At 60.8% G+C, this 24,709-nt stretch carries 22 protein-coding genes and 1 pseudogene; 16 read left to right on the forward strand and 7 right to left on the reverse strand.

Annotated elements, in window-relative coordinates; genetic code table 11:
- Nucleotides 1-34: 34 nt before the first annotated feature.
- A complete protein-coding gene (locus FHX15_RS03675) occupies nucleotides 35-433 on the forward strand; it encodes a VOC family protein (RefSeq protein ID WP_184393753.1) in 399 nt (132 codons plus the stop codon).
- 177 nt (nucleotides 434-610) lie between these two features.
- On the opposite strand, the gene FHX15_RS03680 is transcribed toward FHX15_RS03675, so the two are convergent.
- Together FHX15_RS03680 and FHX15_RS03685 are read right to left on the reverse strand one after the other, a co-directional pair.
- Entirely contained in the window at nucleotides 611-2,371 is a 1,761-nt protein-coding gene (locus FHX15_RS03680; protein WP_184393755.1) for a tetratricopeptide repeat protein, read from the reverse strand.
- 360 nt (nucleotides 2,372-2,731) lie between these two features.
- The gene (locus FHX15_RS03685; protein WP_184393757.1) at nucleotides 2,732-3,772 is read right to left on the reverse strand and encodes a LacI family transcriptional regulator; all 1,041 of its coding nucleotides are present in this window, start codon (nucleotides 3,770-3,772) and stop codon (nucleotides 2,732-2,734) included.
- A gap of 454 nt (nucleotides 3,773-4,226) precedes the next feature.
- On the opposite strand from FHX15_RS03685, the gene FHX15_RS03690 reads away from it, so the two are divergent.
- The 10 genes and pseudogenes from FHX15_RS03690 to FHX15_RS03735 all read left to right on the forward strand — a co-directional run bounded on the left by FHX15_RS03690 (nucleotide 4,227) and on the right by FHX15_RS03735 (nucleotide 16,806).
- A complete protein-coding gene (locus FHX15_RS03690; protein ID WP_184393759.1) occupies nucleotides 4,227-5,462 on the forward strand; it encodes an ABC transporter substrate-binding protein in 1,236 nt (411 codons plus the stop codon).
- Nucleotides 5,463-5,621: 159 nt separating this feature from the next.
- Nucleotides 5,622-6,527 carry a carbohydrate ABC transporter permease gene (locus tag FHX15_RS03695; protein WP_183740311.1) on the forward strand — a complete coding sequence of 302 codons (906 nt, stop codon included), beginning with the start codon at nucleotides 5,622-5,624 and terminating at the stop codon, nucleotides 6,525-6,527.
- Nucleotides 6,520-7,464, forward strand: a complete 945-nt coding sequence (locus tag FHX15_RS03700) for a carbohydrate ABC transporter permease (protein ID WP_183824965.1) — start codon at nucleotides 6,520-6,522, stop codon at nucleotides 7,462-7,464. Before FHX15_RS03695 ends, FHX15_RS03700 begins: the two co-directional genes overlap by 8 nt.
- A 4-nt stretch (nucleotides 7,465-7,468) precedes the next feature.
- Entirely contained in the window at nucleotides 7,469-8,575 is a 1,107-nt protein-coding gene (locus FHX15_RS03705) for an ABC transporter ATP-binding protein (protein ID WP_184393761.1), read from the forward strand.
- A 231-nt stretch (nucleotides 8,576-8,806) separates the two neighbouring features.
- A complete protein-coding gene (locus FHX15_RS03710; protein ID WP_184393763.1) occupies nucleotides 8,807-11,263 on the forward strand; it encodes a beta-mannosidase in 2,457 nt (818 codons plus the stop codon).
- Nucleotides 11,264-11,302: 39 nt separating this feature from the next.
- Nucleotides 11,303-12,067, forward strand: a complete 765-nt coding sequence (locus tag FHX15_RS03715) for a sugar phosphate isomerase/epimerase family protein (RefSeq protein WP_007814065.1) — start codon at nucleotides 11,303-11,305, stop codon at nucleotides 12,065-12,067.
- A gap of 8 nt (nucleotides 12,068-12,075) precedes the next feature.
- Nucleotides 12,076-13,209: a Gfo/Idh/MocA family protein gene (locus FHX15_RS03720; protein WP_184393765.1), complete on the forward strand. Its 1,134-nt coding sequence runs from the start codon at nucleotides 12,076-12,078 to the stop codon at nucleotides 13,207-13,209.
- Nucleotides 13,210-13,569: 360 nt separating this feature from the next.
- Complete coding sequence (gene mgrA / locus FHX15_RS03725; RefSeq protein ID WP_184393767.1) at nucleotides 13,570-14,601, forward strand: L-glyceraldehyde 3-phosphate reductase; 1,032 nt, start codon at nucleotides 13,570-13,572, stop codon at nucleotides 14,599-14,601.
- Between the two features lie 88 nt (nucleotides 14,602-14,689).
- Entirely contained in the window at nucleotides 14,690-16,303 is a 1,614-nt protein-coding gene (locus tag FHX15_RS03730; protein WP_184393769.1) for a glycoside hydrolase family 43 protein, read from the forward strand.
- 5 nt (nucleotides 16,304-16,308) lie between these two features.
- Nucleotides 16,309-16,806 (forward strand): annotated as a pseudogene (locus tag FHX15_RS03735) (GNAT family N-acetyltransferase).
- A 239-nt stretch (nucleotides 16,807-17,045) separates the two neighbouring features.
- Here the strand turns inward: FHX15_RS03735 and FHX15_RS03740 are convergent.
- Nucleotides 17,046-17,687: a dihydrofolate reductase family protein gene (locus FHX15_RS03740; protein ID WP_184393771.1), complete on the reverse strand. Its 642-nt coding sequence runs from the start codon at nucleotides 17,685-17,687 to the stop codon at nucleotides 17,046-17,048.
- A gap of 127 nt (nucleotides 17,688-17,814) precedes the next feature.
- On the opposite strand from FHX15_RS03740, the gene FHX15_RS03745 reads away from it, so the two are divergent.
- From FHX15_RS03745 to FHX15_RS03765, 5 genes are all read left to right on the forward strand, one after another.
- The gene (locus FHX15_RS03745) at nucleotides 17,815-18,171 is read left to right on the forward strand and encodes an ArsR/SmtB family transcription factor (protein WP_184393773.1); all 357 of its coding nucleotides are present in this window, start codon (nucleotides 17,815-17,817) and stop codon (nucleotides 18,169-18,171) included.
- Nucleotides 18,146-18,634, forward strand: a complete 489-nt coding sequence (locus tag FHX15_RS03750) for an SRPBCC family protein (protein WP_184394026.1) — start codon at nucleotides 18,146-18,148, stop codon at nucleotides 18,632-18,634. The genes FHX15_RS03745 and FHX15_RS03750 overlap by 26 nt, the downstream gene beginning before the upstream one ends.
- Before the next feature lie 173 nt (nucleotides 18,635-18,807).
- Nucleotides 18,808-19,368 carry an NADPH-dependent FMN reductase gene (locus FHX15_RS03755; RefSeq protein WP_184394028.1) on the forward strand — a complete coding sequence of 187 codons (561 nt, stop codon included), beginning with the start codon at nucleotides 18,808-18,810 and terminating at the stop codon, nucleotides 19,366-19,368.
- A gap of 151 nt (nucleotides 19,369-19,519) precedes the next feature.
- Nucleotides 19,520-20,419 carry a LysR substrate-binding domain-containing protein gene (locus FHX15_RS03760; protein WP_184393775.1) on the forward strand — a complete coding sequence of 300 codons (900 nt, stop codon included), beginning with the start codon at nucleotides 19,520-19,522 and terminating at the stop codon, nucleotides 20,417-20,419.
- 44 nt (nucleotides 20,420-20,463) lie between these two features.
- A complete protein-coding gene (locus FHX15_RS03765; protein ID WP_184393776.1) occupies nucleotides 20,464-21,588 on the forward strand; it encodes an HPP family protein in 1,125 nt (374 codons plus the stop codon).
- Between the two features lie 6 nt (nucleotides 21,589-21,594).
- Here FHX15_RS03765 and FHX15_RS03770 read toward each other — a convergent pair whose 3' ends face one another.
- The 4 genes from FHX15_RS03770 to FHX15_RS03785 form a co-directional block, all read right to left on the reverse strand.
- Nucleotides 21,595-21,891 carry a hypothetical protein gene (locus tag FHX15_RS03770; protein ID WP_184393777.1) on the reverse strand — a complete coding sequence of 99 codons (297 nt, stop codon included), beginning with the start codon at nucleotides 21,889-21,891 and terminating at the stop codon, nucleotides 21,595-21,597.
- A gap of 242 nt (nucleotides 21,892-22,133) precedes the next feature.
- The gene (locus FHX15_RS03775; protein ID WP_184393778.1) at nucleotides 22,134-22,325 is read right to left on the reverse strand and encodes a hypothetical protein; all 192 of its coding nucleotides are present in this window, start codon (nucleotides 22,323-22,325) and stop codon (nucleotides 22,134-22,136) included.
- Entirely contained in the window at nucleotides 22,322-23,527 is a 1,206-nt protein-coding gene (gene zigA / locus FHX15_RS03780; protein ID WP_184393779.1) for a zinc metallochaperone GTPase ZigA, read from the reverse strand. Before zigA ends, FHX15_RS03775 begins: the two co-directional genes overlap by 4 nt.
- A gap of 188 nt (nucleotides 23,528-23,715) precedes the next feature.
- Complete coding sequence (locus tag FHX15_RS03785) at nucleotides 23,716-24,681, reverse strand: zinc ABC transporter substrate-binding protein (RefSeq protein WP_184393780.1); 966 nt, start codon at nucleotides 24,679-24,681, stop codon at nucleotides 23,716-23,718.
- Nucleotides 24,682-24,709 lie beyond the last annotated feature (28 nt).

The raw sequence follows: 24,709 nt of genomic DNA on the forward strand, positions 1-24,709 counted from the left end.
TTACACGGCTGATTGCAACTGGGAAGTCTGTGACATGCTTCATCATGCATCCTTCGGCGTGGTTGATATCGAACATTCGGCCAGATTCTACGACGCCGCGCTCGGCGCGCTCGGCTATGTCCGAGTCTGGGAGGATATTCGCCCCGGCGAGGAGGAGCAGGCTGTCGGCTACGGCGTACCCGGCGGTGGCGACAAGCTGGCTATCAAATCGGTCGAGGCGAGGCAGGCTGCGCCGGGTGCGGGCTTTCATCTCGCCTTTGCGGCACCGGATCGGCAGTCGGTCATCGATTTTCATGCGGCGGCACTTGCACATGGCGGTGTCGACAATGGCGCGCCGGGGCTGAGGCAGCATTATGGGCCGAACTACTTCGCGGCCTTTGTTGTCGATCCGGATGGGTATCGTATCGAAGCGGTGTTTAATCAGGCGGGGTGAGGGCTTGCAGGCCTGATTGGAATAGAGGGGCGCTGACGTATATCCGGTGTTTGCGCGGGGGATCTGGAGAATGCGCTGTAGTTGTACTGCGGGGGTCGGCCATGCGAAGACGAAGAGCGGAAGGCCGCTTTCGTTGACGGTGCGTGTCATGACGATGTGATGGGGCGTTGATGAGCCTCACCGCGAAAGGCGTGCGACAAGCTCTTCCTTTTTCTTGAAAGCGTCGGGGATGCTGCCGTTTGCAAGCGAGGCGTTGCAGTCGTCCAGCGCCTTCTGCAGTTCGCCAAGTTCCATATAGGCATAGCAGCGGTTGTTGTAGCTCACCGCGACACTGTCCTTGGCGGTGACGTCCGTATCGTAGAGGTAGGGATATCTGTTGAGAACGTCGAGTGCGCCTTTGTTGTCCTTTCGGTTGAAATAGATCATCGAAAGCTCGATCGCTGCCTGCGCGCGCCTGTCGTCCTGCGAGTTCGCAACTTCGGTCAGGTCTTCAATGGCCTTTTCATCGTTCTTCATGGCCTGATACACGAGCCCACGCCAGTAGCGCGCTTCGACGGCACTCTGCGGATCGACCGTAATCTGCGAGCACTCCTCGAGTGCCGCATCATATTGCTTGATCTGATAATTGCCGAAACACAGATAGATACGGTTGGCGGCCTTGCCGTCGAGTGCCAGCGCAGCCTTTGCCGAAGCGATCATCTCGGTCGGCCGTTCATACCGTGAATAGATCCAGGCCAGGCTTTCATGGATATCGGCGACGGCAATGTCTTTCTGCTCCGGCGTCGGGAACGGAGCGGCTTCCATATTCGACAGGGCTTCCTTGTATTTGGTGATCGCGTTGTCATAAAATCTCTTGTTGAGCCAGGATCCCGCGACAAGCTTGTCGATGATGAAGTTGTGCTTGCCGCCGTCCGTCTCCACCAAGCGCGGATCGGCCCCATAGCTATCGGCTGCAATCTGCAGCAATCGACCGGAATAGGATTCTCCGCCCGATTGCGCAATCATCGCCGACAGGATGTCGCTGACGGCCGCGTTCGTTTCATACTCATTCATCTGGCCGAACTGCCGGAGTGCCTTTGCCACCTCTGCATCCAGACCCGGCCGAAGGGTCTGCTTCATGGAATCCTGAAAGCAGGACGCATAGGCGTCGCCGTGCTGGCCGTAACAGGTCGTTCCGGCCGTTTCGAGCAGGTACTGATAGAGCTGCAGCGGCAGCAATTTGAGCGGTGAGCCATCCGGTGCGTTTGCACTATGTCGCTCGACGAACTCGTACATCATGTTGATATCGCCGCCCCATTTGGGCTGCAGGGTTGAGAGGACGATCTTGTATAGCGGCAGGTAGGACGGATAGACCGCTATCGCCTGGTCGAGAGCGTCGCTCAGCTGTGATGTCGCGCCATAACCACGGAGCATGTTTACCTGCAAATACAGGCCGTAGGCCGAGGTCGGGTCGAGCTTCAGAACCTGGCTGACATCGGCGATGCCCTTTTTCAGGATGCTCGCAAAGGCTGCTTGTGACTGTTTGTCCGTTTGCGTGCTGAATCTGTCGCCGCGCTTATACCATGCGAGATCGTAGTAATATTGCGCGCGGACAAGGCGCGGAAGCGGATCGAGGGGGCCATGGTCCACCCACGCCGAAAGGTCGCGTTCGAACGAGGGGTCGCTGAGGTCGGAAACGGTTTTGATGAAGTCATCGAAAGGATAGAAGGTCCATATCTTGGCCCGGCTGGCCGCAAGGGTATCGCTCGATATCCTCGTCGCAGTGGCAAAATCACCCCGCTTGATGGCATCCTGCACAAGTTTGGCGCGGATGGAGGGCAAGTTGTCTCTTCGACCCGCCGGAGCTGCGGCGCGGTCTGATACGTCCCGGCTACTGTCGGTCCCGCCTCGCAGGGACCAGTCCGATGTCTTCAGCTTCGAGAAGGCAGAAGAAGGCATGAACCGTTCTCCAACCCATATGCCAGTTACAAGAATACTCACCCCGGCAACGGCCAGCAGGAAAAGCATCAATGGATTTCGTCCTGCGTTGATCGTCGCCATGTCGTCCAGCCCAACGTATCGACAGACTTATTGAGTTCTGAAACCGAGTGTGTTTCGCAAGTCTACGTTGTATCAAGCCGGATGTTGCTACAAGGGTTCGGTGGAGGTTCCTACGGCTATTGTTGCCGATTAAGCAAACAGTTCGTTTACGCCGGCCTTTGAACTAAAGGGGATAGGCCACGCCGTTTCCACATTCGCAAAGGTGTGGCGCGCGCGTCTTCTCGGCTCTCGGAGAGGGGGACCCGGTACTGATCCTGTTTATCGGCCGGGCGGCCATTCCGGCTTGCTGATGCTCTGAAGCAGTTTCGCATCCACGCCGTCGATCCGTGCGATCACCTGCTTGGCCATCTCCCGGCCGGCATGGCGCACGTCCTCATTCGCCGTGATGATCTCGGGGCGGATCCAGTTGAGGATCGGGGCGGATTGTTTGGAGACGAGGTCGACATCGTGGCCGAGGCGTTTGCCGGCCGCTTCGATGCCGGCGTTGACGGCGATGGTGGCGCTGCCGGCGGACGAGACGATGCCGTCGGGGGCGCCGGACGAGCGCATCAGCTGTTCCACGGCATCGCGGATTTCGGCGAGCGGCGCGTCGATGTTGACGCGCAGCGGCACTTCCTCGGCGCCATAGTCGTGCAGGCCGGTCTGAAAGCCGATGCGGGTATGGGTGTAATAGGTAAGCTTGCTTGGCGGCTGGAGGAGCGCGATGCGCTTGCGGCCGCGGTTGACGAGCTTTTTGACCGCCTGATGGGCGTAAGCCTCGTTATCGAAATCATGGTAGGAATGCACGAGACCCGCATCGGTGCGGCCGTGGGTGGTGAAAGGCATGCCGCTCTCGGCGAGCAGCCGCACGCGCGGATCGTCCGGCTCGACGCGCGAGATGATGACGCCATCTGCGGAGCCGGTGTCGAGGATATAGCGCACCGGCAACATCGGGTCCTTGCTGTGCGAATGCGGGGTGACGACGATATGGTAGGGCGTGCCGGTCAGCACTTCGGAAATGCCGAAGACCATCTGGCTGGAAAAGCCCATGATCTCCTCGTCGATGCTGAGGACGAGCGCTATGACGTTTGTCTTGCCGGTTCTGAGGCGCACGCCGGCCCTGTTCGGCTGGTAGCCGAGCTGGCGGGCGACCATGCGCACCCGTTCCTTTGTTTCAGCGCCGATATCCGGCGCATCTTTCAGCGCCCGCGATACGGTGGTCACGCCAAGGCCCGTCATGAAGGCGATCGTCTTCAGTGTCGGGCGCTCACGCTGAATGGAACCGGACGCCGCTCCTCCGAAATTTCCGTTACTTTCCATCCCTCTAGGCCTGCCTCGCGCGATTTGCTTCGCCTTATAGAGGCTTTTTGGCAGGCTGTAAGTACGCCCGCACTCAAAAAGCTCTCCTCCCGGAGCGAAGTAATCTGTAACGATACAGTAGAAATGTCGAGCCCTTTTTCCTATCAGCGTTGCAGAGCGGTTCTCTCTGGTTGAATCGCCCTTTTGCGCCTCGCTTTTTGCGACCGCGAAGCGTGGAAATGTCGAAATTACCGGGCGAATGAAAAATTATCTTATCAAAACAATCGATTGTATTGATGCTGCACATGCGAAATCACTTACTTATGCTTTTCTCATACAGCCAAGCCGGAGCGGGTGACTGCTCTCATAAGATGTAATGCCGGCCTTCGTAGAAAATTTTGCGAGCGGACGGTTGCGCCGATAAATCGATTGCTCTAAGTTTTTCCGGCAACGTTTCAGTGAGGGAGGAGAACTCATGAATTCCCGTTTGTTGGCGGCCGTTCTTGCCGCTTCCGTAGCCATTCCGTTTGGTGCCGCAAATGCGACCGATCTCGAAGTCACCCATTGGTGGACGTCGGGCGGTGAATCCGCGGCTGTCGCCGAGCTTGCAAAAGCATTCGACGCCACCGGCAACCACTGGGTAGACGGCGCCATCGCCGGTTCCGGCGGTACTGCCCGTCCGATCATGATCAGCCGCATCACCGGTGGCGACCCGATGGGCGCGACCCAGTTCAATCACGGCCGCCAGGCCGAGGAGCTGGTTCAGGCCGGCTTGATGCGCGACTTGACCGATGTGGCGACCGCCGAGCACTGGAAGGACATCATTCGTCCGTCGAGCCTGCTCGATTCCTGCACGATCGACGGAAAGATCTACTGCGCTCCCGTCAACATCCATTCCTGGCAGTGGCTGTGGCTTTCGAATGCCGCCTTCAAGAAGGCCGGCGTAGCAGTTCCGAAGAACTGGGATGAATTCGTCGCTGCCGCTCCGGCTCTCGAAAAGGCCGGTATCATTCCGCTCGCCGTCGGCGGCCAGCCGTGGCAGGCTGCAGGCGCCTTCGACGTGCTAATGGTCGCGATTGCCGGCAAGGATACGTTCAACAAGGTGTTCAAGGACAAGGACGCCGAAGCTGCTGCCGGTCCCGAGATCGCCAAGGTCTTCAAGGCCGCCGACGATGCCCGCCGCATGTCCAAGGGCAGCAACGTCCAGGACTGGAACCAGGCGACCAACCTCGTCATCACGGGCAAGGCCGGCGGCCAGATCATGGGTGACTGGGCGCAGGGCGAATTCGCGCTTGCCGGCCAGAAGGCTGGCACCGACTATACCTGCTTGCCGGGCCTCGGCGTCAACGAGATCATCTCGACCGGCGGCGACGCTTTCTACTTCCCGCTTCTGAAGGACGCCGAAAAGACCAAGGCGCAGGCGGTGCTCGCCAAGACCCTGCTCGATCCCAAGACCCAGGTTGCCTTCAACCTGAAGAAGGGTTCTCTGCCGGTCCGTGCCGACGTCGATCTCGCCGCCGCCAACGACTGCATGAAGAAGGGTCTCGACATCCTGGCGAAGGGCAACGTGATCCAGGGTACCGACCAGCTGCTTTCGGCAGACAGCCAGAAACAGAAGGAAGACCTCTTCTCCGAATTCTTCGCCAATCCGTCGATGACGCCGGAAGCTGCGCAGAAGCGTTTCGCCGAGATCATCGCTTCGGCTGATTGATCGATAGATACGCTGCCTTCGCGGTCCGGCTTCGCAAGAGCCGGATCGCTTTCGGACAAATGTCCTGATGGCGGCGTCTCGGTAATCCGGGGCAGGGATGGCGGAGGGCGCAATGCCGTTCTGCCACGGGTCGCGGTTGCGATTTGAGGAGAAGAATTCATGACGGGGCAAGCGCAAGCAGGCCGGCCAATTAAATTACTGCGCAATCTCAATGCCAAGATTGCATCCATACCAATGATCCTGACAGCGCTGGTGATCTTTGTCGGCGGCACGTTGTGGACGGTCGTTTATTCCTTCACCAATTCCAAGCTGCTTCCACGATTGAGTTTCGTCGGCCTCGACCAGTATCACCGTCTCTGGGCGGCGCCCCGCTGGGTGACGGCGATCGAGAACCTGGCCGTTTACGGCATTCTCTCCCTGATCTTCAGCCTGGTCATCGGTTTCGTGCTCGCTGCGCTGATGGACCAGAAGATCCGTTTCGAAAATACCTTCCGCACCATCTTCCTCTACCCCTTCGCACTGTCCTTCATCGTGACGGGTCTCGTCTGGCAGTGGGTTCTGAACCCGGATTTCGGCATTCAGTCGGTGGTGCGCTCGCTCGGCTGGACGAGCTTTACCTTCAATCCGCTCTATACGCCCGAAATCGTCATTTACGGCATTCTCATCGCGGCGCTGTGGCAAGGAACGGGGCTCGTGATGTGCCTGATGCTTGCCGGCCTGCGCGGCATCGACGAGGATATCTGGAAGGCTGCACGCGTCGACGGAATCCCGATGTGGAAGACCTATCTTCTTGTCGTCATTCCGATGATGCGGCCGGTTTTCATCACGACGATCGTCATCATCGCTTCCGGTATCGTAAAGGTCTACGACCTCGTCGTGGCGCAGACATCGGGCGGTCCCGGTATCTCGTCGGAAGTGCCTGCAAAATACGTCTACGACTACATGTTCCAGGCGCAGAACCTGGGTCAAGGCTTCGCCGCATCGACAATGATGCTCGTTACGGTCGCGATCATCGTCGTACCCTGGGCCTATCTGGAATTCGGAGGAGGGCGCAAGCGTGGCTAATATAGGAACTCTCAACACCACTGCCGCCGGTATCGATGCGGTCTCGTCTAGGCTCGGCGATGGGCCGAGCGGCCCGAAGCCGCGCCCGGCGCTGTCGCCACGCAACATCATGCTCTACGGTACGCTGATCGTTGCGGCGCTCTACTATTTGCTTCCGCTCTATGTGATGGTCGTGACGTCGCTGAAGGGCATGCCCGAGATCCGTCTCGGCAACATTTTCTCGCCGCCAATGGAGATCACCTTCCAGCCCTGGGTGAAAGCCTGGGCCGAAGCCTGCACCGGCCTCAACTGCGATGGCCTGTCGCGCGGATTCTGGAATTCGGTGCGCATTACCGTGCCGTCGGTCATCATCTCGATCGCCATCGCCTCGGTGAACGGCTATGCGCTTGCAAACTGGCGCTTCAAGGGATCGGAACTCTTCTTCTCGATCCTCATCATCGGGGCGTTCATTCCCTATCAGGTGATGATCTATCCGATCGTCATCATCCTGCGCGAAATCGGCATCTATGGCACGCTGACCGGCCTCGTCATCGTCCATTCGATCTTCGGCATGCCGATCCTGACACTGCTTTTCCGTAACTATTTCGTCTCGCTGCCGGAAGAACTGTTCAAGGCGGCACGCGTCGACGGGGCGGGCTTCTGGCAGATCTTCCTGAAGATTATGCTGCCCATGTCTCTGCCGATCTTCGTCGTCGCAATGATCCTGCAGGTGACCGGCATCTGGAACGACTTCCTGTTCGGCGTGGTCTTCACTCGGCCCGACACCTATCCGATGACCGTGCAGCTCAACAACATCGTCAATTCCGTCCAAGGCGTAAAGGAATACAACGTCAACATGGCAGCAACGATCCTCACCGGCCTGGTGCCGCTGATCGTCTATTTCGTCTCCGGGCGGCTTTTCGTCCGCGGTATTGCCGCCGGCGCAGTGAAGGGCTGATCACATGAACATGAATTCTACTGTCTCCAATTCGAGTGTCTCCATCAAGGATCTGTCGCTGAACTTCGGATCGGTGAGCGTGCTCAAGGATCTCAACCTCGACATCAACGACGGGGAATTTCTGGTGCTGCTCGGCTCTTCCGGCTGCGGCAAGTCGACCTTGCTGAATTGCATCGCCGGTCTGCTCGACGCGTCGGAAGGCCAGATATTCATCAAGGGCAAGAACGTTACCTGGGAAGAGCCGAAGGACCGCGGCATCGGCATGGTCTTCCAGTCCTATGCGCTCTATCCGCAGATGACCGTTGAGAAGAACCTTTCCTTTGGTCTTCGCGTCGCCAAGGTGCCGCAGGCCGAAATCGACAAGCGCGTGGCGCGCGCCGCTGAGATCCTGCAGATCCAGCCGCTCCTGAAGCGCAAGCCGGCCGAGCTTTCAGGCGGTCAGCGCCAGCGTGTGGCGATTGGCCGGGCTCTGGTTCGCGATGTCGATGTCTTCCTGTTCGACGAACCGCTTTCCAACCTCGACGCCAAGCTGCGCTCGGAGCTGCGCGTCGAGATCAAGCGCCTGCACCAGTCGCTGCAGAACACGATGATCTACGTCACGCACGACCAGATCGAGGCGCTGACGCTGGCCGATCGCATCGCCATCATGAAAAGCGGCATCATTCAGCAGCTTGACGATCCAACGACGATCTACAACCGGCCGCGCAACCTCTTCGTCGCCGGCTTCATCGGCTCGCCGTCGATGAATTTCCTGCGTGGCGAACTGGTCAGCACGGGCGATGGGATGGCCTTTACGGCCAACGGCGTCAACTTCTCGCTTGCCGGCTACGACGCCGGTGAAACGCTACAGCCCGGCCGCAAGGTAGTGCTCGGCGTTCGTCCCGAGCACATCAAGGTCAACGAGAATACGGGTGGCGAAGAACATGATGCCACGGTCGATATCGAAGAACCCATGGGCGCGGATAATCTGCTCTGGCTGAAACATGCCGGCCACACGATGTCCGTCCGCGTCAACGGCGCGCGCCGCTTCAATGTCGGAGCCAAGGTGAAGCTCAATTTCGACATGTCGCTGGCTTCACTTTTCGACGCGACAACGGAAGACCGCATTTGAGGCCTTGACCCAAGGCAGGCGAAGGCGAGGGTGGTGACACTTTCGCCTGAGCCCGCCAGCGCCAGCCGGTCAGGCGGCAAACCAAAACGAAAGACCATCCTCTCCCCACCGGCCTGTCCGGCTCACGGGGAGGGGCAGGGTGCAGGCTCTGCCGGCACCGGCGGGGACATCCCCTGTCCCAGCTCAATCATCAGGAGGGCGCCGTCCCTCGTCCAAGATCGAGATCAAGCAATGACCCAGTCCACGACCTCCATTGACCTAGCTGGCTCCTGGCAACTCTCTTCCGGCGACGGCGAAGCGAAATGCGCGATTACGCTCCCCGGCGACGTGCATACGGCGCTGCACCGGGCCGATCTCATTCCCGATCCGTATTTCGGGCGCAATGAGGAGGTGGTGCAATGGGTGGCGCGGCGCGAATGGACTGTCGAGCGCAGCTTCGAGGTTTCCGATGCCGAGGGCGACTGGTATCTCGATATCGACTATCTCGACACGGTCGCCAGTGTGTACGTCAACGGTTTCCTGGCGCTCGAAGCCGATAACAGCTTCCGTCGCTACCGGCCCGATGTGTCGAGCATGCTGAAATCCGGCGACAATTCTATACGCATCGTCTTTGCGTCCAACGTCGCTGTCGGTGCTGCGCGGCAGAAGCAGCAGCCGTTCTACATTCCTTACAGCACAGGCAACTCGCCGATTCCCGACGGCAACATGCTGCGCAAGCCGCAATGCCATTTCGGCTGGGACTGGAATATCGCCATTGCCCCGCTCGGCCTCTACGGCACGATCGCGCTGAAGAAGCTGGAGACGGCGCGCATCGAACATGTGCTGACGCGGCAGACACATAATGCCGACGGCTCTGTCGAACTGCAGGTTACGGCGCAGCTCTTTGCCAAAGATCCCGGCATCGCCGAGCTGCATTTCGATCTCGACGGCGAGCGTGTGCGGCTCGATGTCGGCGTCAATGCCGGCGAGACGAACGTCTATCACGTCTTTCAGATCGACGATCCACGCCTTTGGTGGCCTTCGGGCAGTGGCGAGCAGGCGCTCTATAGGCTGACCGTCGAGCTGCCGTCCGACAGCGTGACGAAGCAGATCGGCATCAGGACCATCGAGCTCATCACCACGCCTGACGCCGCCGGCAGCCGTTTCGCCTTCAAGGTCAACGGCCGCGAAATCTTCTGCCGCGGCGCCAACTGGATCCCGGCGGATGCGCTCTTCTCGCTCTCCTCGCAGGAGAAGACCGAGGATCTCTTGCAGTCGGCCAAGGCTGCCAATATGAACATGATCCGTGTCTGGGGCGGCGGCTTCTACGAGCACGACTGGTTCTACGATATCTGCGACCGGCTCGGCCTGATGGTCTGGCAGGATTTCATGTTCGCCTGTAACCTGTATCCTTCGACCGAGGACTTCCTCGAGAATGTTGCCGTCGAAGTGGACTATCAGGTTCGCCGGCTTTCCTCGCATGCCTCGATCGCGCTCTGGTGCGGGGACAACGAACTCGTCGGCGCGCTGACCTGGTTCGAGGAGTCCCGCAAGGATCGCGACCGCTATCTCGTTTCCTACGACCGCCTGAACCGCACTATCGAGGTGGCGGTGAAGAAGGCGTTGCCGGGCGCGCTCTGGTGGCCGTCGAGCCCGGCCTCCGGCTATCTCGATTACGGCGATGCCTGGCATGCCGATGGTTCCGGCGACATGCATTACTGGTCGGTCTGGCACGAGAACAAGTCGTTCGACAATTACCGCTCGGTCAGGCCGCGCTTCTGCTCGGAATTCGGCTTCCAGTCCTATACGTCGCTGCCGGTCATCAAGACCTATGCCGACGCCAAGGACATGAACGTGGCATCGCCCGTCATGGAACTGCATCAGAAGAATGCCGGCGGCAACGAACGCATTGCCGGCACGATGTTCCGCTACTTCCGTTTTCCGAAGGATTTCCCGAATTTCGTCTATCTCTCTCAGATCCAGCAGGGTCTGGCGATCAAGACGGCTGTGGAATATTGGCGCTCGCTGAAACCCCACTGCATGGGCACGATCTATTGGCAGCTTAACGATACCTGGCCGGTTGCCTCCTGGTCGAGCCTCGATTACGGCGGGCGTTGGAAGGCGATGCATTATCTCGTAAAGCGCTTCTTCCAGCCGGTGGCAGTGGCGGCCATTCCGTCCGACGACGGCAAGTCGATCCGCCTCTCGCTGGTCAACGATACGCTTGAAGATGTCAGCGTCGATCTCGCAATCTCCATCCTGACGATGAAGGGCGAGCGCAAGCATCTGAAGAACGTGCAGGCCATGTGCGCGCCGGACGCAGCCTGTACCGCCGCAACGCTCGACATATCAGAGATACCCGGCGGTACGCTGCTTGCTTGGCACTTCACCGCGTCCAACGGCATGGGGGGCGAGGGGCACTATGTCAACGGCACCTACAAGGCGCTGGAACTGGAGCCGGCGGGCCTGACGGTCACGCATGAATTTGTCGAGGAGAATGGTTCGGTCGACATCAATATCACCACCAAGGGACTGGCGCTTTTCGTGATGATCGAGACGGACACGGACGGCAAATATTCCGACAATGCGTTCGACCTTGCCGCCGGCGAAAGCCGCCGCATCACCTTTACCCCAGCAAAGCCGCTCGCGGAGGGCAAATTGCCGGAATTCCGCTTCTACGACCTGCATTCCTGCCAGTCGGCAGATTGATCTTACGTTAGAACGGGCACGAGGCCCGAGGAGGATGACATGACCAAGCTCAGCTATCAGCTCTATAGCGCCCGCAATTTCCCGCCGCTTTCGGCGATCTTCGAAAAGCTCGGCAAGGCCGGCTATGGCGAAGTCGAAGGCTTCGGCGGCATCTATGCGGAACTCGACGAAGCCGGCCTCAAGAGCCTGCGCGCCGATCTCGACAAGAATGGCCTCGTGATGGCAACAGGCCATTTCAGCCCCGATTTCCTCGACGGCAATGTCGAGAAGTCGCTGCAGATCGCCAAGATCCTCGGCATGGATTCCATCTATGCGCCGCACCTGATGCCCGACCAGCGCCCGACGGATGCGGCCGGCTGGCTGGCCTTCGGCAAGCGCCTGCAGGAAATGAGCAAGCCCTACAAAGATGCGGGGTATGAATTCGGCTGGCACAATCACGACTTCGAATTCGTGAAGCTTTCGGATGGTTCGCTGCCGATCGAGCGCATTTTCGAAGGCGCGCCGGGCATCACCTGGGAAGCGGATATCGCCTGGGTCGTCCGCGGCGGTGCCGATCCCTACGCCTGGGTCGAGAAGCTCGGCGATCGCATCAGCGCGGTGCACGTCAAGGATATCGCTCCGGCTGGCGAAGCCACCGACGAAGGCGGCTGGGCCGATGTCGGCCACGGCACGATCGGCTGGGCGAAGCTGCTTCCGGTCGTCAAGGCAAAGACCAAGGCCAAACATTTCGTCGTCGAGCACGACAATCCCAATGACATCGACCGCAACATCACGCGCTCGATCGCTTCCTTCAAGAGCTACTGAGGCAGATCATGACCAAGGAACTTGGCGTCGGCATCATCGGATGCGGCAATATCTCCACCACTTATTTTTCGCTGGCACCGCTCTTCAAGGGGCTGAAGGTGCTGGCCTGCGCCGATATCAACTCGCAGGCAGCGAAGCAGCGCGCCGATGAATATGGCGTGACGGCGCAGACAATCGAAGAGCTTCTCGCCAATGACGAGATCGACGTTGTCGTCAACCTGACGATCCCGGATGCGCATTATCCCGTGTCAAAGGCAGCCCTTGAAGCCGGCAAGCACGTCTATTCGGAAAAGCCGCTCGTGCTTTCGCTCGAGCAGGGCGAAGAGCTTCGCCGCATTGCCAAGGAAAAGGGCCTCGCCGTCGGCTGCGCGCCCGACACGTTCCTCGGCGGCGCGCATCAGCTTGCTCGCAAATTCGTCGATGACGGCGGCATCGGCCGCATCACCTCGGGCGCCTGCTATGTCATGGGGCCGGGCATGGAAATGTGGCACCCGAACCCGGACTTCTTCTTCCTGCCGGGCGGCGGTCCGATCCTCGACATGGGTCCCTACTATCTCGCCAACCTGATCAACCTGATCGGGCCCGTGAAGCGCGTCGGCGCCATGACCTCGATGGCATCGGAAACCCGCACCATTACTAGCCAGCCGCGCAACGGCGAGATCATTCCGGTTAAGACGCCGACGACGATCCAGGCCCTACTCGAATTCGTCTCCGGCGCCACCGTAACGCTGACGGCGAGCTGGGATGTCTGGTCGCATCGCCATGCCAACATGGAGCTCTACGGCACTGACGGTTCGCTCTACGTGCCCGACCCGAACTTCTTCGGCGGCGTCGTGGAAGCCAGCGGCCGCGACAAGGATATCAAGCCCCTGGAAGCTTGGGATCATCCCTTCGGGAAAATCAATCAGGAAAGCCCCAACGGCTCGCGCGCCAATTACCGCACGGCCGGCCTTGCCGACATGGCTATGGCGCTGATCGAGGGCCGTGATGCGCGCTGCTCGCTCGACCGCACGCTGCACGGCGTCGATATCATGACTTCGATCCTGAAGTCGGGTGCGGAGAACCGGTTCGTGGATTTGACCACGACCTGCACGCAGCCGGCGGCGCTGGGTATCGAAGAAGCGCAGGCGCTGTTGAAGTAGGGTGAGGGCGTTTTCCGGGGCCTTGTTGGGCCCCGGACAGCTGTCAGGAGGCTGCGTTTCAGTCGTCATCCTCGGGTTGGTCCCGAGGATCTACTGACGGGGCGGCAGATCCTCGGGACAAGCCCGAGGATGACGGCCGTCTAGGGGTCGGCAAAGCGAGAAGGACGGTAGATGCGTGGTTTCAAGAAAGCCCATCGCCGTGAAGTCATAGAGAACACGCGCCACGCGCTTGCCGTACCGGCATGCTTGATCCAATAGTGCGGTCGCGCCCGACCTGACATGAGGGCGCGATTTCAGCTTCCGACCGCTAGCCGTGCGGATACGGAAGAGAAGCACTTTTACAGGTTGAGGAGACCTCAGATGAGCTGGCAACCGGCCGAAGACCGTTATTCGAAGATGAAATATAACCGCACGGGCCGTTCCGGCCTGAAGCTGCCGGCCGTTTCCCTCGGCCTGTGGCACAATTTCGGTGGGGACACCCCGCATGACCGCAAGGTCGACATGTGCCGCACGGCCTTCGATCTCGGCATCACCCATTTCGACCTCGCCAACAATTATGGTCCGCCTCCCGGTAGCGCCGAGACCGCGTTCGGCGAGATCCTCCGCACCGATTTCGCCGGCCTGCGCGACGAACTGATCATCTCTTCCAAGGCCGGCTACGACATGTGGCCGGGTCCTTACGGCGAGTGGGGGAGCCGCAAGTATCTCGTCGCTTCCTGCGACCAGAGCCTTCAGCGCATGGGCCTCGACTATGTCGATATTTTCTATTCGCACCGTTTCGACCCGGAAACGCCGCTCGAAGAAACCTGCGGCGCTCTGGATTATATCGTGCGGTCCGGCCGCGCGCTCTATGTCGGCATTTCCTCCTATAACTCGCAGCGCACCCGCGAGGCGGCCGCGATCTTAAGGGATCTGGGCACGCCGTGCCTCATCCACCAGCCGAGCTATTCCATGCTCAACCGCTGGGTCGAGGACGACAAGCTGCTCGATACGCTCGATGAGGTCGGCATGGGCTCGATCGTCTTTTCGCCGCTTGCCCAGGGCATGCTGACGACGAAATATCTCGGCGGTATTCCCGCCGACAGCCGCGCGGCGCAGAACCACTTCCTCAAGAAGGATTTCATCCGCCCCGCAATTATCGACAATATCAGGAAGCTCAACAAGATCGCTGAAAGGCGCGGCCAGACGCTGGCGCAGATGGCGATCGCCTGGGTGCTGCGCGGCCGACGCGTGACCTCGGCTCTGATTGGCGCCAGCCGGTCGTCGCAGATCGTCGATTGCGTTACCGCGCTCGACAATATCGAGTTTACAGCCGAAGAGCTCAAGGAGATCGATATCTATGCCAAGGAGGCGGATATCAATCTCTGGGCCAAGTCGGCTGAGCTGGAATAAGATTGAACGCCCGGGCAAAACCCCGGGCGTTTTTCTGGTATAATTTGACGTACGTATAGCAAGAACCTTGCTCAACGGAGGAGCCGCCATGATCCGCAATCCCATCCTGCCTGGATTCAATCCTGACCCGTCCATTTGTCGTGTCGGCGACGATTATTACATCGCGACCTCGACCTTCGAATGGTATCCGGGCGTGCAGATCCATCATTCGCGCGATCTGGTGAACTGGAAGCTGGTGCGCCGGCCGCTGGAGCGTGCCTCGCAGCTCGACATGCGCGGCAACCCCGACAGCTGCGGCATCTGGGCGCCGTGTCTTTCCTATGCCGACGGCCAGTTCTGGCTCGTCTATACCGACGTCAAGCGCTTCGACGGCAACTTCAAGGACGCGCATAATTACATCGTGACCTCGCCCACCATCGAGGGCGAATGGTCCGAACCCGTGTACGTCAATTCCTCCGGCTTCGACCCATCGCTCTTCCATGACGAGGACGGGCGCAAGTGGTTCGTCAACATGCAGTGGAACCATCGTACCGAGAGCTATGGTGGCTCACCGAAATCGCCGGCTTTCGACGGGATCCTGCTACAGGAATGGGACCCGCAGACGAAGGCGCTGAAAGGCCCGATCAAGAACATCTTCGCCGGCAGCCCGCTCGGCCTGGTCGAGGGACCGCATCTCTTCCGCAAGAACGGCTGGTACTACCTGACGACGGCAGAAGGCGGCACGGGTTACGACCATGCCGTGACGATGGCGCGCTCGCGCAATATCGACGGTCCCTATGAGTTGCACCCGAACCGCCACCTGATCACCTCGAAGGACAATCCGGAAGCGGTGCTGCAGCGGGCAGGACACGGGCAATATGTCGAAACGCCTGACGGGCAGGTCTATCACACGCATCTCTGCGGCCGGCCCTTGCCGCCGAAACGCCGCTGCACGCTTGGGCGCGAGACGGCGCTGCAGAAATGCGTCTGGCGCGAGGATGACTGGCTCTATCTCGAAAACGGCACTGTTGTTCCAGATGTCGAGGTGCCGGGCCTTGGCGGTGCGACGCGAGCCGAAAAGCCGGTTCGGAGCGAATATTCCTTCGACGGCGGCGTGTTGCCGGCCGATTTCCAGTGGCTGCGAACGCCGCAGCCGGAGCGCATTTTCAACCTCACGGATCGTCCGGGCCATCTGCGCCTGATCGGCCGCGAAAGCATCGGCTCGTGGTTCGAGCAGGCGCTCGTCGCACGCCGGCAGGAGCACCACAGTTTCCGCGCCGAGACGGTAGTGGAATTCAATCCTGACACTTATCAGCAGGTGGCCGGGCTGACCCACTACTATAATCGCCACAAGTTCCACGCCGTCGTGGTCACGCTGCATGAAAAGCTTGGTCGTTGCGTCACGATCTTCTCCTGTGACGGTGACTATCCGAACGGGCGCATGAGCTTCCCGGCGGACGCGGGTGTTGCGATCCCGGCCGCCGGCCGCGTGCAGCTTTGCATGGAGATCCGCGACAACGACCTGCAATTCTTCTGGCAGACGGAAGGCAAGGGGGCCTGGCAGCCGATTGGCCCCGTTCTCGACGCCGGCGTAGTCTCGGACGAGGGCGGACGCGGCGAGCACGGCTCCTTTACCGGGGCCTTTGCCGGCATCTTCGCCTTCGATACATCAGGCCGGGCAAAGACGGCCGATTTCGACTGGTTCAACTACGAGGAACTGTGAGCGCGATGGCAGGAATCCGCATCGAGCGAATGACCGCCGATCATATCGAGGACTTTTACCGGGCTCTCGATACCGTGGCCCGCGAGCGGAGATATCTGACCCTGCTCGAAGCCCCCGCCGATTGAAGAGACGCGCAAATTCGCGCTGTCGTCGATCGCCGAAGGCAATGTGCATCTCGTCGCTCTCGATGGCGGCGAGCTGGTGGGCTGGTGCGATATAAGACGGCACTTCTTTCTATCGCGCGCTCATTGCGGCGCGCTCGGCATGGGGCTGCTGCCGGGCTATCGCGGGCGGGGGCTCGACCGGCGCCTGATCGAGGCGGCGATCGAGGCGGCGCGTGAAGCGGGTATGATCCGCATCGAATTGGGCGTGCATGCGGACAATGCGCGGGCGATCCGCTTTACGAGGCGGTGGGTTTCATGCGCGAGGGCGTGAGCCGCGACGCGTTTTGCTCCGATGATGAGTACACCGACGTCATCAACATGGCGATGATTTTCAGATAGTTGCGATCGGCATCGGCGCCCTTTGGGCGTGCCGGTCTCAGTCCTTGTCCGTACGTCCCGGCGGCACGACCGCTTCGATGCGCTTGCCGTTTGCGTTCTCGACCGCGATGTACAGGCTGATTTTGCGACGCATGCTTGCCTGGACATCTGTGATCCCGGCACTGCCGCACTACTCGACGTGCCGGCATCATGGACCACCTGTCGACAGTCCATGATCGCCCCAATTCACCGGCCGGCGGCTAGCGCTGGAAGGTTATGTGGATGATGCCGCTCGGTGCCGTCTCCGACTTGACCGTGTAGCCAGCTTCCAGGCCGCGCAGATCGTCCCACAGGCATATGCCACGCCCGAGCAGGATCGGCGTAATCGCCACATGAAGGCGATCGACGAGACCTGCTTTCAGAAAGTCGCGGACGACCGTCGGGCCGCCGCCAACCCGCACATCTTTGGCATCAGCTGCTCTGACAGCTTGCTGGAGCGCATCGGCCGGGGTGGTGTTGAGGAAATGGAACGTCGTGCCACCAGCCATCTCGATGGAGGGCCGAGCCTTGTGGGTGAGAACGAAGACCGGAACCCGGAAGGGCGGCTCGTCGCCCCACCAGCCGCGCCAGTTCGGATCGTCGGGGAATCTGTGGAGACCAAACATGCCGGCGCCCATGATCTCAGAACCCACATTATCGAAATACTCCTTCGCGTAATCGTCATCGAGACCGGTGGTGCCGATCCCGCTGGTATCGTGGAGCACACGCTCACGGAAGGTCCGCGTTGCAGCATAGGCGCCGACGAGTCGCGGCCAATCCTCGCCGAACGGGACTTCGGGCGTCTGGTCCGTCGTTGTCGCGAAACCATCGAGCGAGATCATGAGGTCAACACGTACTGCCACTGGAACTCTCCTTGCGAGTGGTTGATCTGCCTCAATACTAAGGCAAGTGCCTTTATATACGGTTTCAACACTAAGGCAATCGCCTTATTGTCCTTGACCTGCGCCCGAACAGGTTTTAATAAGTCGCATGCCTTACCATTCGACTCCGCTCGACCTTGCCTTTCATGCTCTTAGCGATCCGACCCGCCGCGCGGTGATTTCGCGGCTGGCTGAGGGCGAGGTGCCCGTCACCGTGCTCGCCGAGCCCTTCGACATGGCGCTGCCCTCCTTTGCCCAGCATCTCAAGGTGCTGGAGGATTGCGGGCTGATCGCCAGCGAGAAGCGCGGACGCAGCCGTTGGTGCCGGCTGGTGCAGGCGCGGTTCGACGAGGCGGCGGACTGGATGGTCGCGGAGCGCCGGCGCTGGACCGAACGGCTGGATCGGCTGGAAACCTACCTGGACAAGACGCAAGAGGATGATGAAGGACATGGCAAACCCGTTTGACACCTGGTCGCTCGATCGCGAAATCGTTCTGGTCAAGGTGCTGAATCACCCGCGCGAGAAGGTCTTCGCCGCCTGGATGGACCCCAAGGCACTGGCCGAATGGTACGGCCCCGCCGGCCTTAGAATCGAGAGCCATGAAGCCGATATCCGCGAGGGTGGGGTCTGGCGCTTCGACATGGTGGGCGTGTTCGAGGGCAAGGAGCAGCGCTTCCCGAACCTCATGCGCTTTCTGGAGATCGTGCCGAACGAGCGGATCGTGATGGATTATGGCACGCCCGATTTCAACGACCCCGACCGTTTCCGCGCTACGGTGACCTTCGATGAGCAGACCGACGGCAAGACGGTGCTGACCATGCGCCAACTCCACCCCACTCCCGAGCGTCGCCGGTTCGTTATCGGCTTCGGCGCGGTCGAATACGGACTACAGACGTTGGATGGCCTAGCGGCCTGGCTGGACGGCTGAGGGTTTGGCCAACCGGCCGCGCACCGTGGCGATGGCCAATGCGGCGGGGATTCCCTCGCCGACATCTCAGTCAACGCAATGTTGCGTAAATCAGGCGTTTGGCGGCAGTCGGAGAGGACTCGGACAGTCGCGAAACGATGGATTGTCGCTGTGTGAGGCGCTAACGTTTGACCATGAAGATACTTGCGATTTCCGGCAGTGCGCGCCAGTCGTCTACCAACACGGCCTTGTTGAGGGCTATGCGAACCGTCGCGCCTAACGACATCACCATCGATGTTTTCGACGGTATAGGCGATCTGCCCGTGTTCTCGCCTGATCTGGAGGGGCCCGACCTGCCGGACAGCGTTCGCGCATTCATGCGAATGATCTTCGACAGTGACGGACTGCTCATATCCAGCCCCGAATATGTTCGCAGCATTCCCGGCGGCTTGAAAAACGCGATCGACTGGCTCGTGTCAGGAGATCAGGTCGTCGGCAAGCCGATAGCGCTTGCCCACGCCTCCCACAGGGGAGACGATATGCTGACAATTCTGCGAACCGTGCTTTCAACCATAAGCGCCAGCTTCAACGAAAACCTGTTCTTCCGACTTCCGCTCATGAACGAGACGCCGGAATCGATCCAGGAGATTCTCAAGCGCCCCGCCAACCGCCAGGTCGCGGAGCAGTTCCTCCGGGATTTCGCTTCCTTCTGTCGAACCCAGGGTCATGACAGGCCGGACTCCATCATCCTCTAGGCTCATATTATGCGTCTGGTTCGTCTTTCCGCATCCGGCCGTTTGATAGGAAGAAGTTTTCAGTTCATGCGACGATTTTGAATACTTCGACGGTTGCGGTCATTCTCCAATTTGGAATAATAGACGAGCTCGTTCATCAAGCGAGATCGATGTGGATCTGTCTTCATTGGAAATTTTCCTCGCCGTTGCCGAAGAGGGCAGCGTCACCCGTGCGGCCAAGAGGCTTTCGCGCGCGCCGTCGAATGTCACGACCCGTATTCAGGCTCTCGAGGGACAGATGGACGCCACGCTCTTCAGCCGCGATGGCAAACGCATGACGTTGACACCGGAAGGGCAGCTCTTCGTCTCCTATGCACGGCGACTGACGGCACTGGCCGGGGAGGCGGAGCTCGCGCTGAAGGGCGCCCGCCCGCAGCCGACCCTACGCCTCGGCACAATGGAAAGCACGGCGGCGAGCCGGCTGCCGCCCGTGCTTGCTCGCTTCAACGACCGGAATCCGGATATCGCCCTGAAGCTGACGCTCGGCGCCACGCGGGAGCTGACGAAGGCGGTTCTATCCGGCGAGCTCGATTGCGCGCTGATCGCCACGCCGCAGGGTGAGCCCGGCTGGCTGTCGTCCTCCGGCGTCGATCCGGATGATCTGCATCAGGTGCGGGTCTACGAAGAAGACCTGCTGCTCGTGCTTCCGCCGCAGCATGCCGCGGTCTCGACTCCTCAGGATATTCGCCTTCCGGCGCTCGCAGCCCTGGAGCCGGGCTGCACCTATCGCCAGCTCGCCGAGCGGTGGGTCCGCGCCAACGGCAGGCTGCCGACGGTGGAGATGACCTCCTATCATGCGATCCTTGCCCAGGTTATTGCCGGCAACGCCGTCGGCGTCATGCCGCGGTCGGTGCTCGACATGCTGCCCTGGAGGGCCGAGGTCGCCGTCCACCGGCTCGGTCCCGTCGATACGCTGCTGATTTCGAAGCGCGAGCAGCGGTCCGACCCGCTGCAGGCCTTCGAGCAGATCATGCTCATGTCGGCCGAGCCACCACCCGCCATGCTGCAATAGCAGCGCCTACCATCCAGTCCCGAGCCTAAGTCAAAGAGTTCTACATGCGCATGCCAAATCCCGACGAGAGATCCCGCCGGTTTTCCATCTCGCGGCTGTTTCATCCCATTCTCGCCGGTGCGACGCTGCGCGACCGGCTGCTCGCCTGTCTCGGGGCGCTGGTTTCCATTGCACTGACGGGCCTGCTCTGCGGCGCGCTGTTTGGCGAAGGTTCACATCTGCCGCTGATCGTGGCCCCGATGGGGGCGTCTGCCGTGCTGCTCTTTGCCGTGCCGGCCAGTCCGCTCGCTCAGCCCTGGTCGATCATCGGCGGCAATACGATATCGGCGATCATGGGGGTTGCGGCGGCAAGCGCGATCCATGATCCGATCATAGCGACCGGGGTGGGTGTGTCGCTGGCGATTGCCGCCATGTCCTTTACCCGCTGCCTGCACCCGCCGGGCGGAGCGGCGGCGCTGACGGCGGTGCTCGGCGGTCCTGTCGTCGCCAGCTGGGGCATGCTCTTTCCGTTTGTGCCTGTCGCGCTGAATTCCTGCCTGCTGGTGGCGCTCGGCCTCGTCTTTCACAAGCTGTCACGGCACAATTACCCGCATGTGGTGGCCGCACCCGTCAACACGCACCTGACGGCCGACCGGCCACCGGTGGAACGCGCCGGCTTCCAGGAAGAGGATATCGATGCGGCACTCGCCAAACTCAACGAGACCTTCGATATCGACCGCGCCGATCTCGCCCGGCTGCTGCGTCAGGTCGAATTCGAGGCCGTCGCGCGTTCGAATGCGGACATCAAATGCGCCGATATCATGTCGCGCGACGTCATCGCGGTCGATGCCGATGCGACGGTGGAGCAGGCGCGCTGGCTGCTGCTCAATCACAATATAAGGACTTTGCCGGTGCGCGATGAGGCCGGGAAATTGATCGGCACCGTCGGCCTTCGGGAGCTTGCGCTCGCCTCGGGTTCGGTGGAGCGGCTGGTCTCGCCGGCGACAACCGCGCGTGCCGACGCCGTGGCGATGGGGCTGCTGCCGGATCTGACGGATGGGCGCACCCATGCGGTCATTATCGTCGATGAGGAAAAACGTATCATAGGGCTGATTTCGCAGACGGATCTGCTGAGCGCCGTTGCGCGAGCATTGCCGAAGGGCGGCAGGACCACGGCTGACGCGGCTTAACGCCGATCAGCGCATGCCGAGATAGGCGAGCAGGCAGGCCGCCGCTGCAGTGACGGCGAGTTTCGGCCATCTGTCGTCGAAGACGAAGGCAAGCAACGCGCCCCCGGCAAGGGTGACGCCAGCGCTCCAGAAACTTTTGTCGGCGCAGGTCAGCGCGAGGGCGGCGAGGAAAACAGCGCTTGCCACCATCGTCACCGGAGCCGAGGCCCTGACGATGTCATCCTCCACTACATAGGGGAGGATGAAGCGCCGCAGGCTGAGGGCGAGGGTGGCTGCGAGCAGAAGGTCGGTCAGGAAAGGCATGGCGCGTCCGGTGGTTTCCACCGAAACGCGTGCAAGTGATGTGCCAGTCGCGGGGAGTTTCAGCCGATCCTTGTGTTTGCGCGTGAATCGGGTCGGCGAGCGACCGGGCTTCGGCTCTTTATGCCCATTTATTGAATTGAGGATGATCAAAAAAGGATCAGAAGATCGATCTGCGCAAAAAGTCATCCCTGGAGCTGCCTGTCGGACTCGGGCTTCTGTCCCGGCAGGCATACAGCGGCAGGCTATTCGATGCCCCCATCCTGCGGCCGCGAGGGCATTACCAGCTCGGCGATGACACCAAGAATCCGCTTCGGTTTCCGTGCTTCGTTTGCGGTTTCACCGCCATACGTCAGCGGATGCGGGTCCTCGATCGGTGGCAGCGGCTGGCATTCGATGCAGAGGCAGCGGTAGGGTTTGATCGCCGCGGTCTTCATGCTGCCCGCCGGCTCCAGCTTGCAAATGGATCGGGCAGGTTGCGCCAGCGCTCAGGCGTGAAGGCGTCGCTGTCAACCAGGCAGGCGTCGAGCTCCCGCCTGATCCAGGCCTCATCCATGGGGTCGGCGCCGATGAAGACGATTTCCTGGCGGCGGTCGCCCCAGATGGGGTCGAGATAGGGGCTGATGGTGCGCAGGAAGGCGGGCTCCTGCGGCCACTGTTCACGCGGAACGGCCGCCCACCAGAGACCCATCTTGCCGGTGCGGACGAGCGCGCCGGCCTGGCTGATCTCGCCAGCATGGTGCGGGCGGGTCGCGAGCCAGAAGAAGCCTTTGGCCCGGACGACACCAGGCCAGCTTCTGTCGAGAAAAACCTGCAGCTTGGCGGGATGGAAGGGACGCCTTTCGCGATAGACGAAGGAACGGATGCCGTATTCTTCGGTTTCCGGCACATGGTTCTTGAACCCGTGCAGTTCCTTGTACCAGAGCGGGTGGGTCTCGGCTTTGTCGATATCGAAGCGGCCGGTGCCCAGCACATCCTTCAATGCCACCTTGCCGAAATCCGTCTCGATGATACGGGCATCCGGATTGAGGCCGGCGATGATCTTGCGGGCCACATCGCGCTGGTCTCCGGTCGCGGTGCCAATCTTGTTCAGCACGACGACATCGGCAAATTCGATCTGTTCGACGAGCAGGTCGACGATCGTCCTGTTGTCGCCATCGCCCGCGGTTTCGCCGCGGTCGGCGAGGAAATCGGACGAGGCGTAGTCGGCAAGCAAGTTGGCGGCGTCGACGACGGTGACCATCGTATCGAGGCGGGCGACATCGGAGAGGCTTGCCCCATTCTCGTCGCGGAATTCGAAGGTGGTGGCGATGGGCAGGGGTTCGGCAATGCCTGTGGATTCGATCAGCAGGTAATCGAAGCGGCTTTGGTCTGCGAGCTGGCGGACTTCCTTCAGGAGATCGTCGCGCAGCGTGCAGCAGATGCAGCCATTGGTCATTTCGACGAGCTGCTCTTCCGTGCGCGAGAGATTGGCGCCGCCATCGCGCACAAGCGCGGCATCGATATTCACCTCGCTCATGTCATTGACAATGACGGCGACGCGCAGGCCTTCGCGGTTGGAGAGGACATGATTGAGCAGCGTCGTCTTGCCGGCGCCGAGGAAGCCGGAGAGGACAGTAACGGGAAGTCGTTTATCCATGATGTCACCGTATTATGTTATAACGTTACATATGTGCTCAACAAAAAAAGGCGGAACGGGGTGTCGCCGCCTTCTTTCGCCGCAGCGCTCGCGGGGGGCGGGGGCTGCAAGTTCGGCTGGATGCGCCAGCGGCGCTCCGTCAATGTTCATCTGACGCATGGCCGAGTTAAACCCGGCTTGCGTTCAGGTCATGCGCTGGCGAGGCAGCTTCTCATGCTATCGGCGATGCCGCGCATGAGGGTGAAATAGAGATCGGGGCCGGCAGGCAGCGTAGCGGCTTCCGGGTCCAGCACGCCCGACTTAGCGTTTGTGCCCTCGATGACGATATTGACGAGGCGCGGTTCGAATTGCGGCTCGGCGAAGACGCAGGTCGCGCCGAGATCGCCGACCTTCTTGTGGATTTCCGAGACGCGCTCGGCCCCAGGAATGGTCTCGGGGCTAACGGTGATCGAGCCAGCGACACGGATATGGTAGCGGTGCTCGAAATATTGATAGGCATCGTGGAAGACGATGAAGGGCTTGTCCTTCACAGGTGACACGATGGCGGTGATTTCCTTGTCGAGCGCGTCGAGCCTGTCATCCAGCGCCTTGGCATTGGCCTCATAGGTCAGTGCATTCTCGGGGTCGGCTGCGACCAGCGTGGTGGTGATCTCGGTCGCCATCGCCTTGGCATTCATGGGGTCGAGCCAGAGATGGGTGTCGAAGGCGCCATGGTCATGATCGGCGTCGGCATGTTCATGCTCCGCGGCGGGAGCGCCATCGTGCTCGTCGCCATCGTCATGCGCCTCAAAGGCGCCGCCTTCGCGGAAGGGCAGCTTCACTAGGCCCGGCGCATCGTCGAGCCGAGCGACGATCGCGTCGGAGCCCAGCGATTGCAGCGGCTTTTCGAGGAAGGCTTCGAGGCCGGGGCCGACCCAGAAGATCACCTTGGCTTCCTGAAGAGCGCGGGCGTTGGAGGGTTTCAGATTATAGGTATGCGGGGAGGCGGCGCCGTCGACGATCAGTTCCGGCTTGCCGACGCCCTGCATGATGGCTGCAACCAGCGAATGGATCGGCTTGATCGAGGTGACCACGACAGGGGCATCGGCGGCCTGGGGAGACCCGGCGAAAAGAAGAGCCAGGATTGCGAGGGAAAGGCCCATCGCCAGTTTCATCAGCATGCTCCGCTTGAATTGCAATTGT

It is taken from the genome of Rhizobium sp. BK650 (assembly GCF_014195325.1).
Taxonomy (GTDB): Bacteria; Pseudomonadota; Alphaproteobacteria; order Rhizobiales; family Rhizobiaceae; genus Rhizobium.

Bases quoted from the DNA above. Each gene is read 5' to 3' on its own strand.
- FHX15_RS03745 (WP_184393773.1), top strand. From the start codon at position 17,815: ATGCCTTACCATTCGACTCCGCTCGACCTTGCCTTTCATGCTCTTAGC.
- FHX15_RS03755 (WP_184394028.1), top strand. From the start codon at position 18,808: ATGAAGATACTTGCGATTTCCGGCAGTGCGCGCCAGTCGTCTACCAAC.
- FHX15_RS03775 (WP_184393778.1), bottom strand. From the start codon at position 22,325: ATGAAGACCGCGGCGATCAAACCCTACCGCTGCCTCTGCATCGAATGC.
- FHX15_RS03690 (WP_184393759.1), top strand. From the start codon at position 4,227: ATGAATTCCCGTTTGTTGGCGGCCGTTCTTGCCGCTTCCGTAGCCATT.
- FHX15_RS03705 (WP_184393761.1), top strand. From the start codon at position 7,469: ATGAACATGAATTCTACTGTCTCCAATTCGAGTGTCTCCATCAAGGAT.
- FHX15_RS03785 (WP_184393780.1), bottom strand. From the start codon at position 24,681: ATGAAACTGGCGATGGGCCTTTCCCTCGCAATCCTGGCTCTTCTTTTC.
- FHX15_RS03715 (WP_007814065.1), top strand. From the start codon at position 11,303: ATGACCAAGCTCAGCTATCAGCTCTATAGCGCCCGCAATTTCCCGCCG.
- FHX15_RS03730 (WP_184393769.1), top strand. From the start codon at position 14,690: ATGATCCGCAATCCCATCCTGCCTGGATTCAATCCTGACCCGTCCATT.
- mgrA (WP_184393767.1), top strand. From the start codon at position 13,570: ATGAGCTGGCAACCGGCCGAAGACCGTTATTCGAAGATGAAATATAAC.
- FHX15_RS03710 (WP_184393763.1), top strand. From the start codon at position 8,807: ATGACCCAGTCCACGACCTCCATTGACCTAGCTGGCTCCTGGCAACTC.
- FHX15_RS03695 (WP_183740311.1), top strand. From the start codon at position 5,622: ATGACGGGGCAAGCGCAAGCAGGCCGGCCAATTAAATTACTGCGCAAT.
- FHX15_RS03720 (WP_184393765.1), top strand. From the start codon at position 12,076: ATGACCAAGGAACTTGGCGTCGGCATCATCGGATGCGGCAATATCTCC.
- FHX15_RS03770 (WP_184393777.1), bottom strand. From the start codon at position 21,891: ATGCCTTTCCTGACCGACCTTCTGCTCGCAGCCACCCTCGCCCTCAGC.
- FHX15_RS03680 (WP_184393755.1), bottom strand. From the start codon at position 2,371: ATGCCTTCTTCTGCCTTCTCGAAGCTGAAGACATCGGACTGGTCCCTG.
- FHX15_RS03765 (WP_184393776.1), top strand. From the start codon at position 20,464: ATGCGCATGCCAAATCCCGACGAGAGATCCCGCCGGTTTTCCATCTCG.
- FHX15_RS03750 (WP_184394026.1), top strand. From the start codon at position 18,146: ATGAAGGACATGGCAAACCCGTTTGACACCTGGTCGCTCGATCGCGAA.
- FHX15_RS03685 (WP_184393757.1), bottom strand. From the start codon at position 3,772: ATGGAAAGTAACGGAAATTTCGGAGGAGCGGCGTCCGGTTCCATTCAG.
- zigA (WP_184393779.1), bottom strand. From the start codon at position 23,527: ATGGATAAACGACTTCCCGTTACTGTCCTCTCCGGCTTCCTCGGCGCC.
- FHX15_RS03675 (WP_184393753.1), top strand. From the start codon at position 35: ATGCTTCATCATGCATCCTTCGGCGTGGTTGATATCGAACATTCGGCC.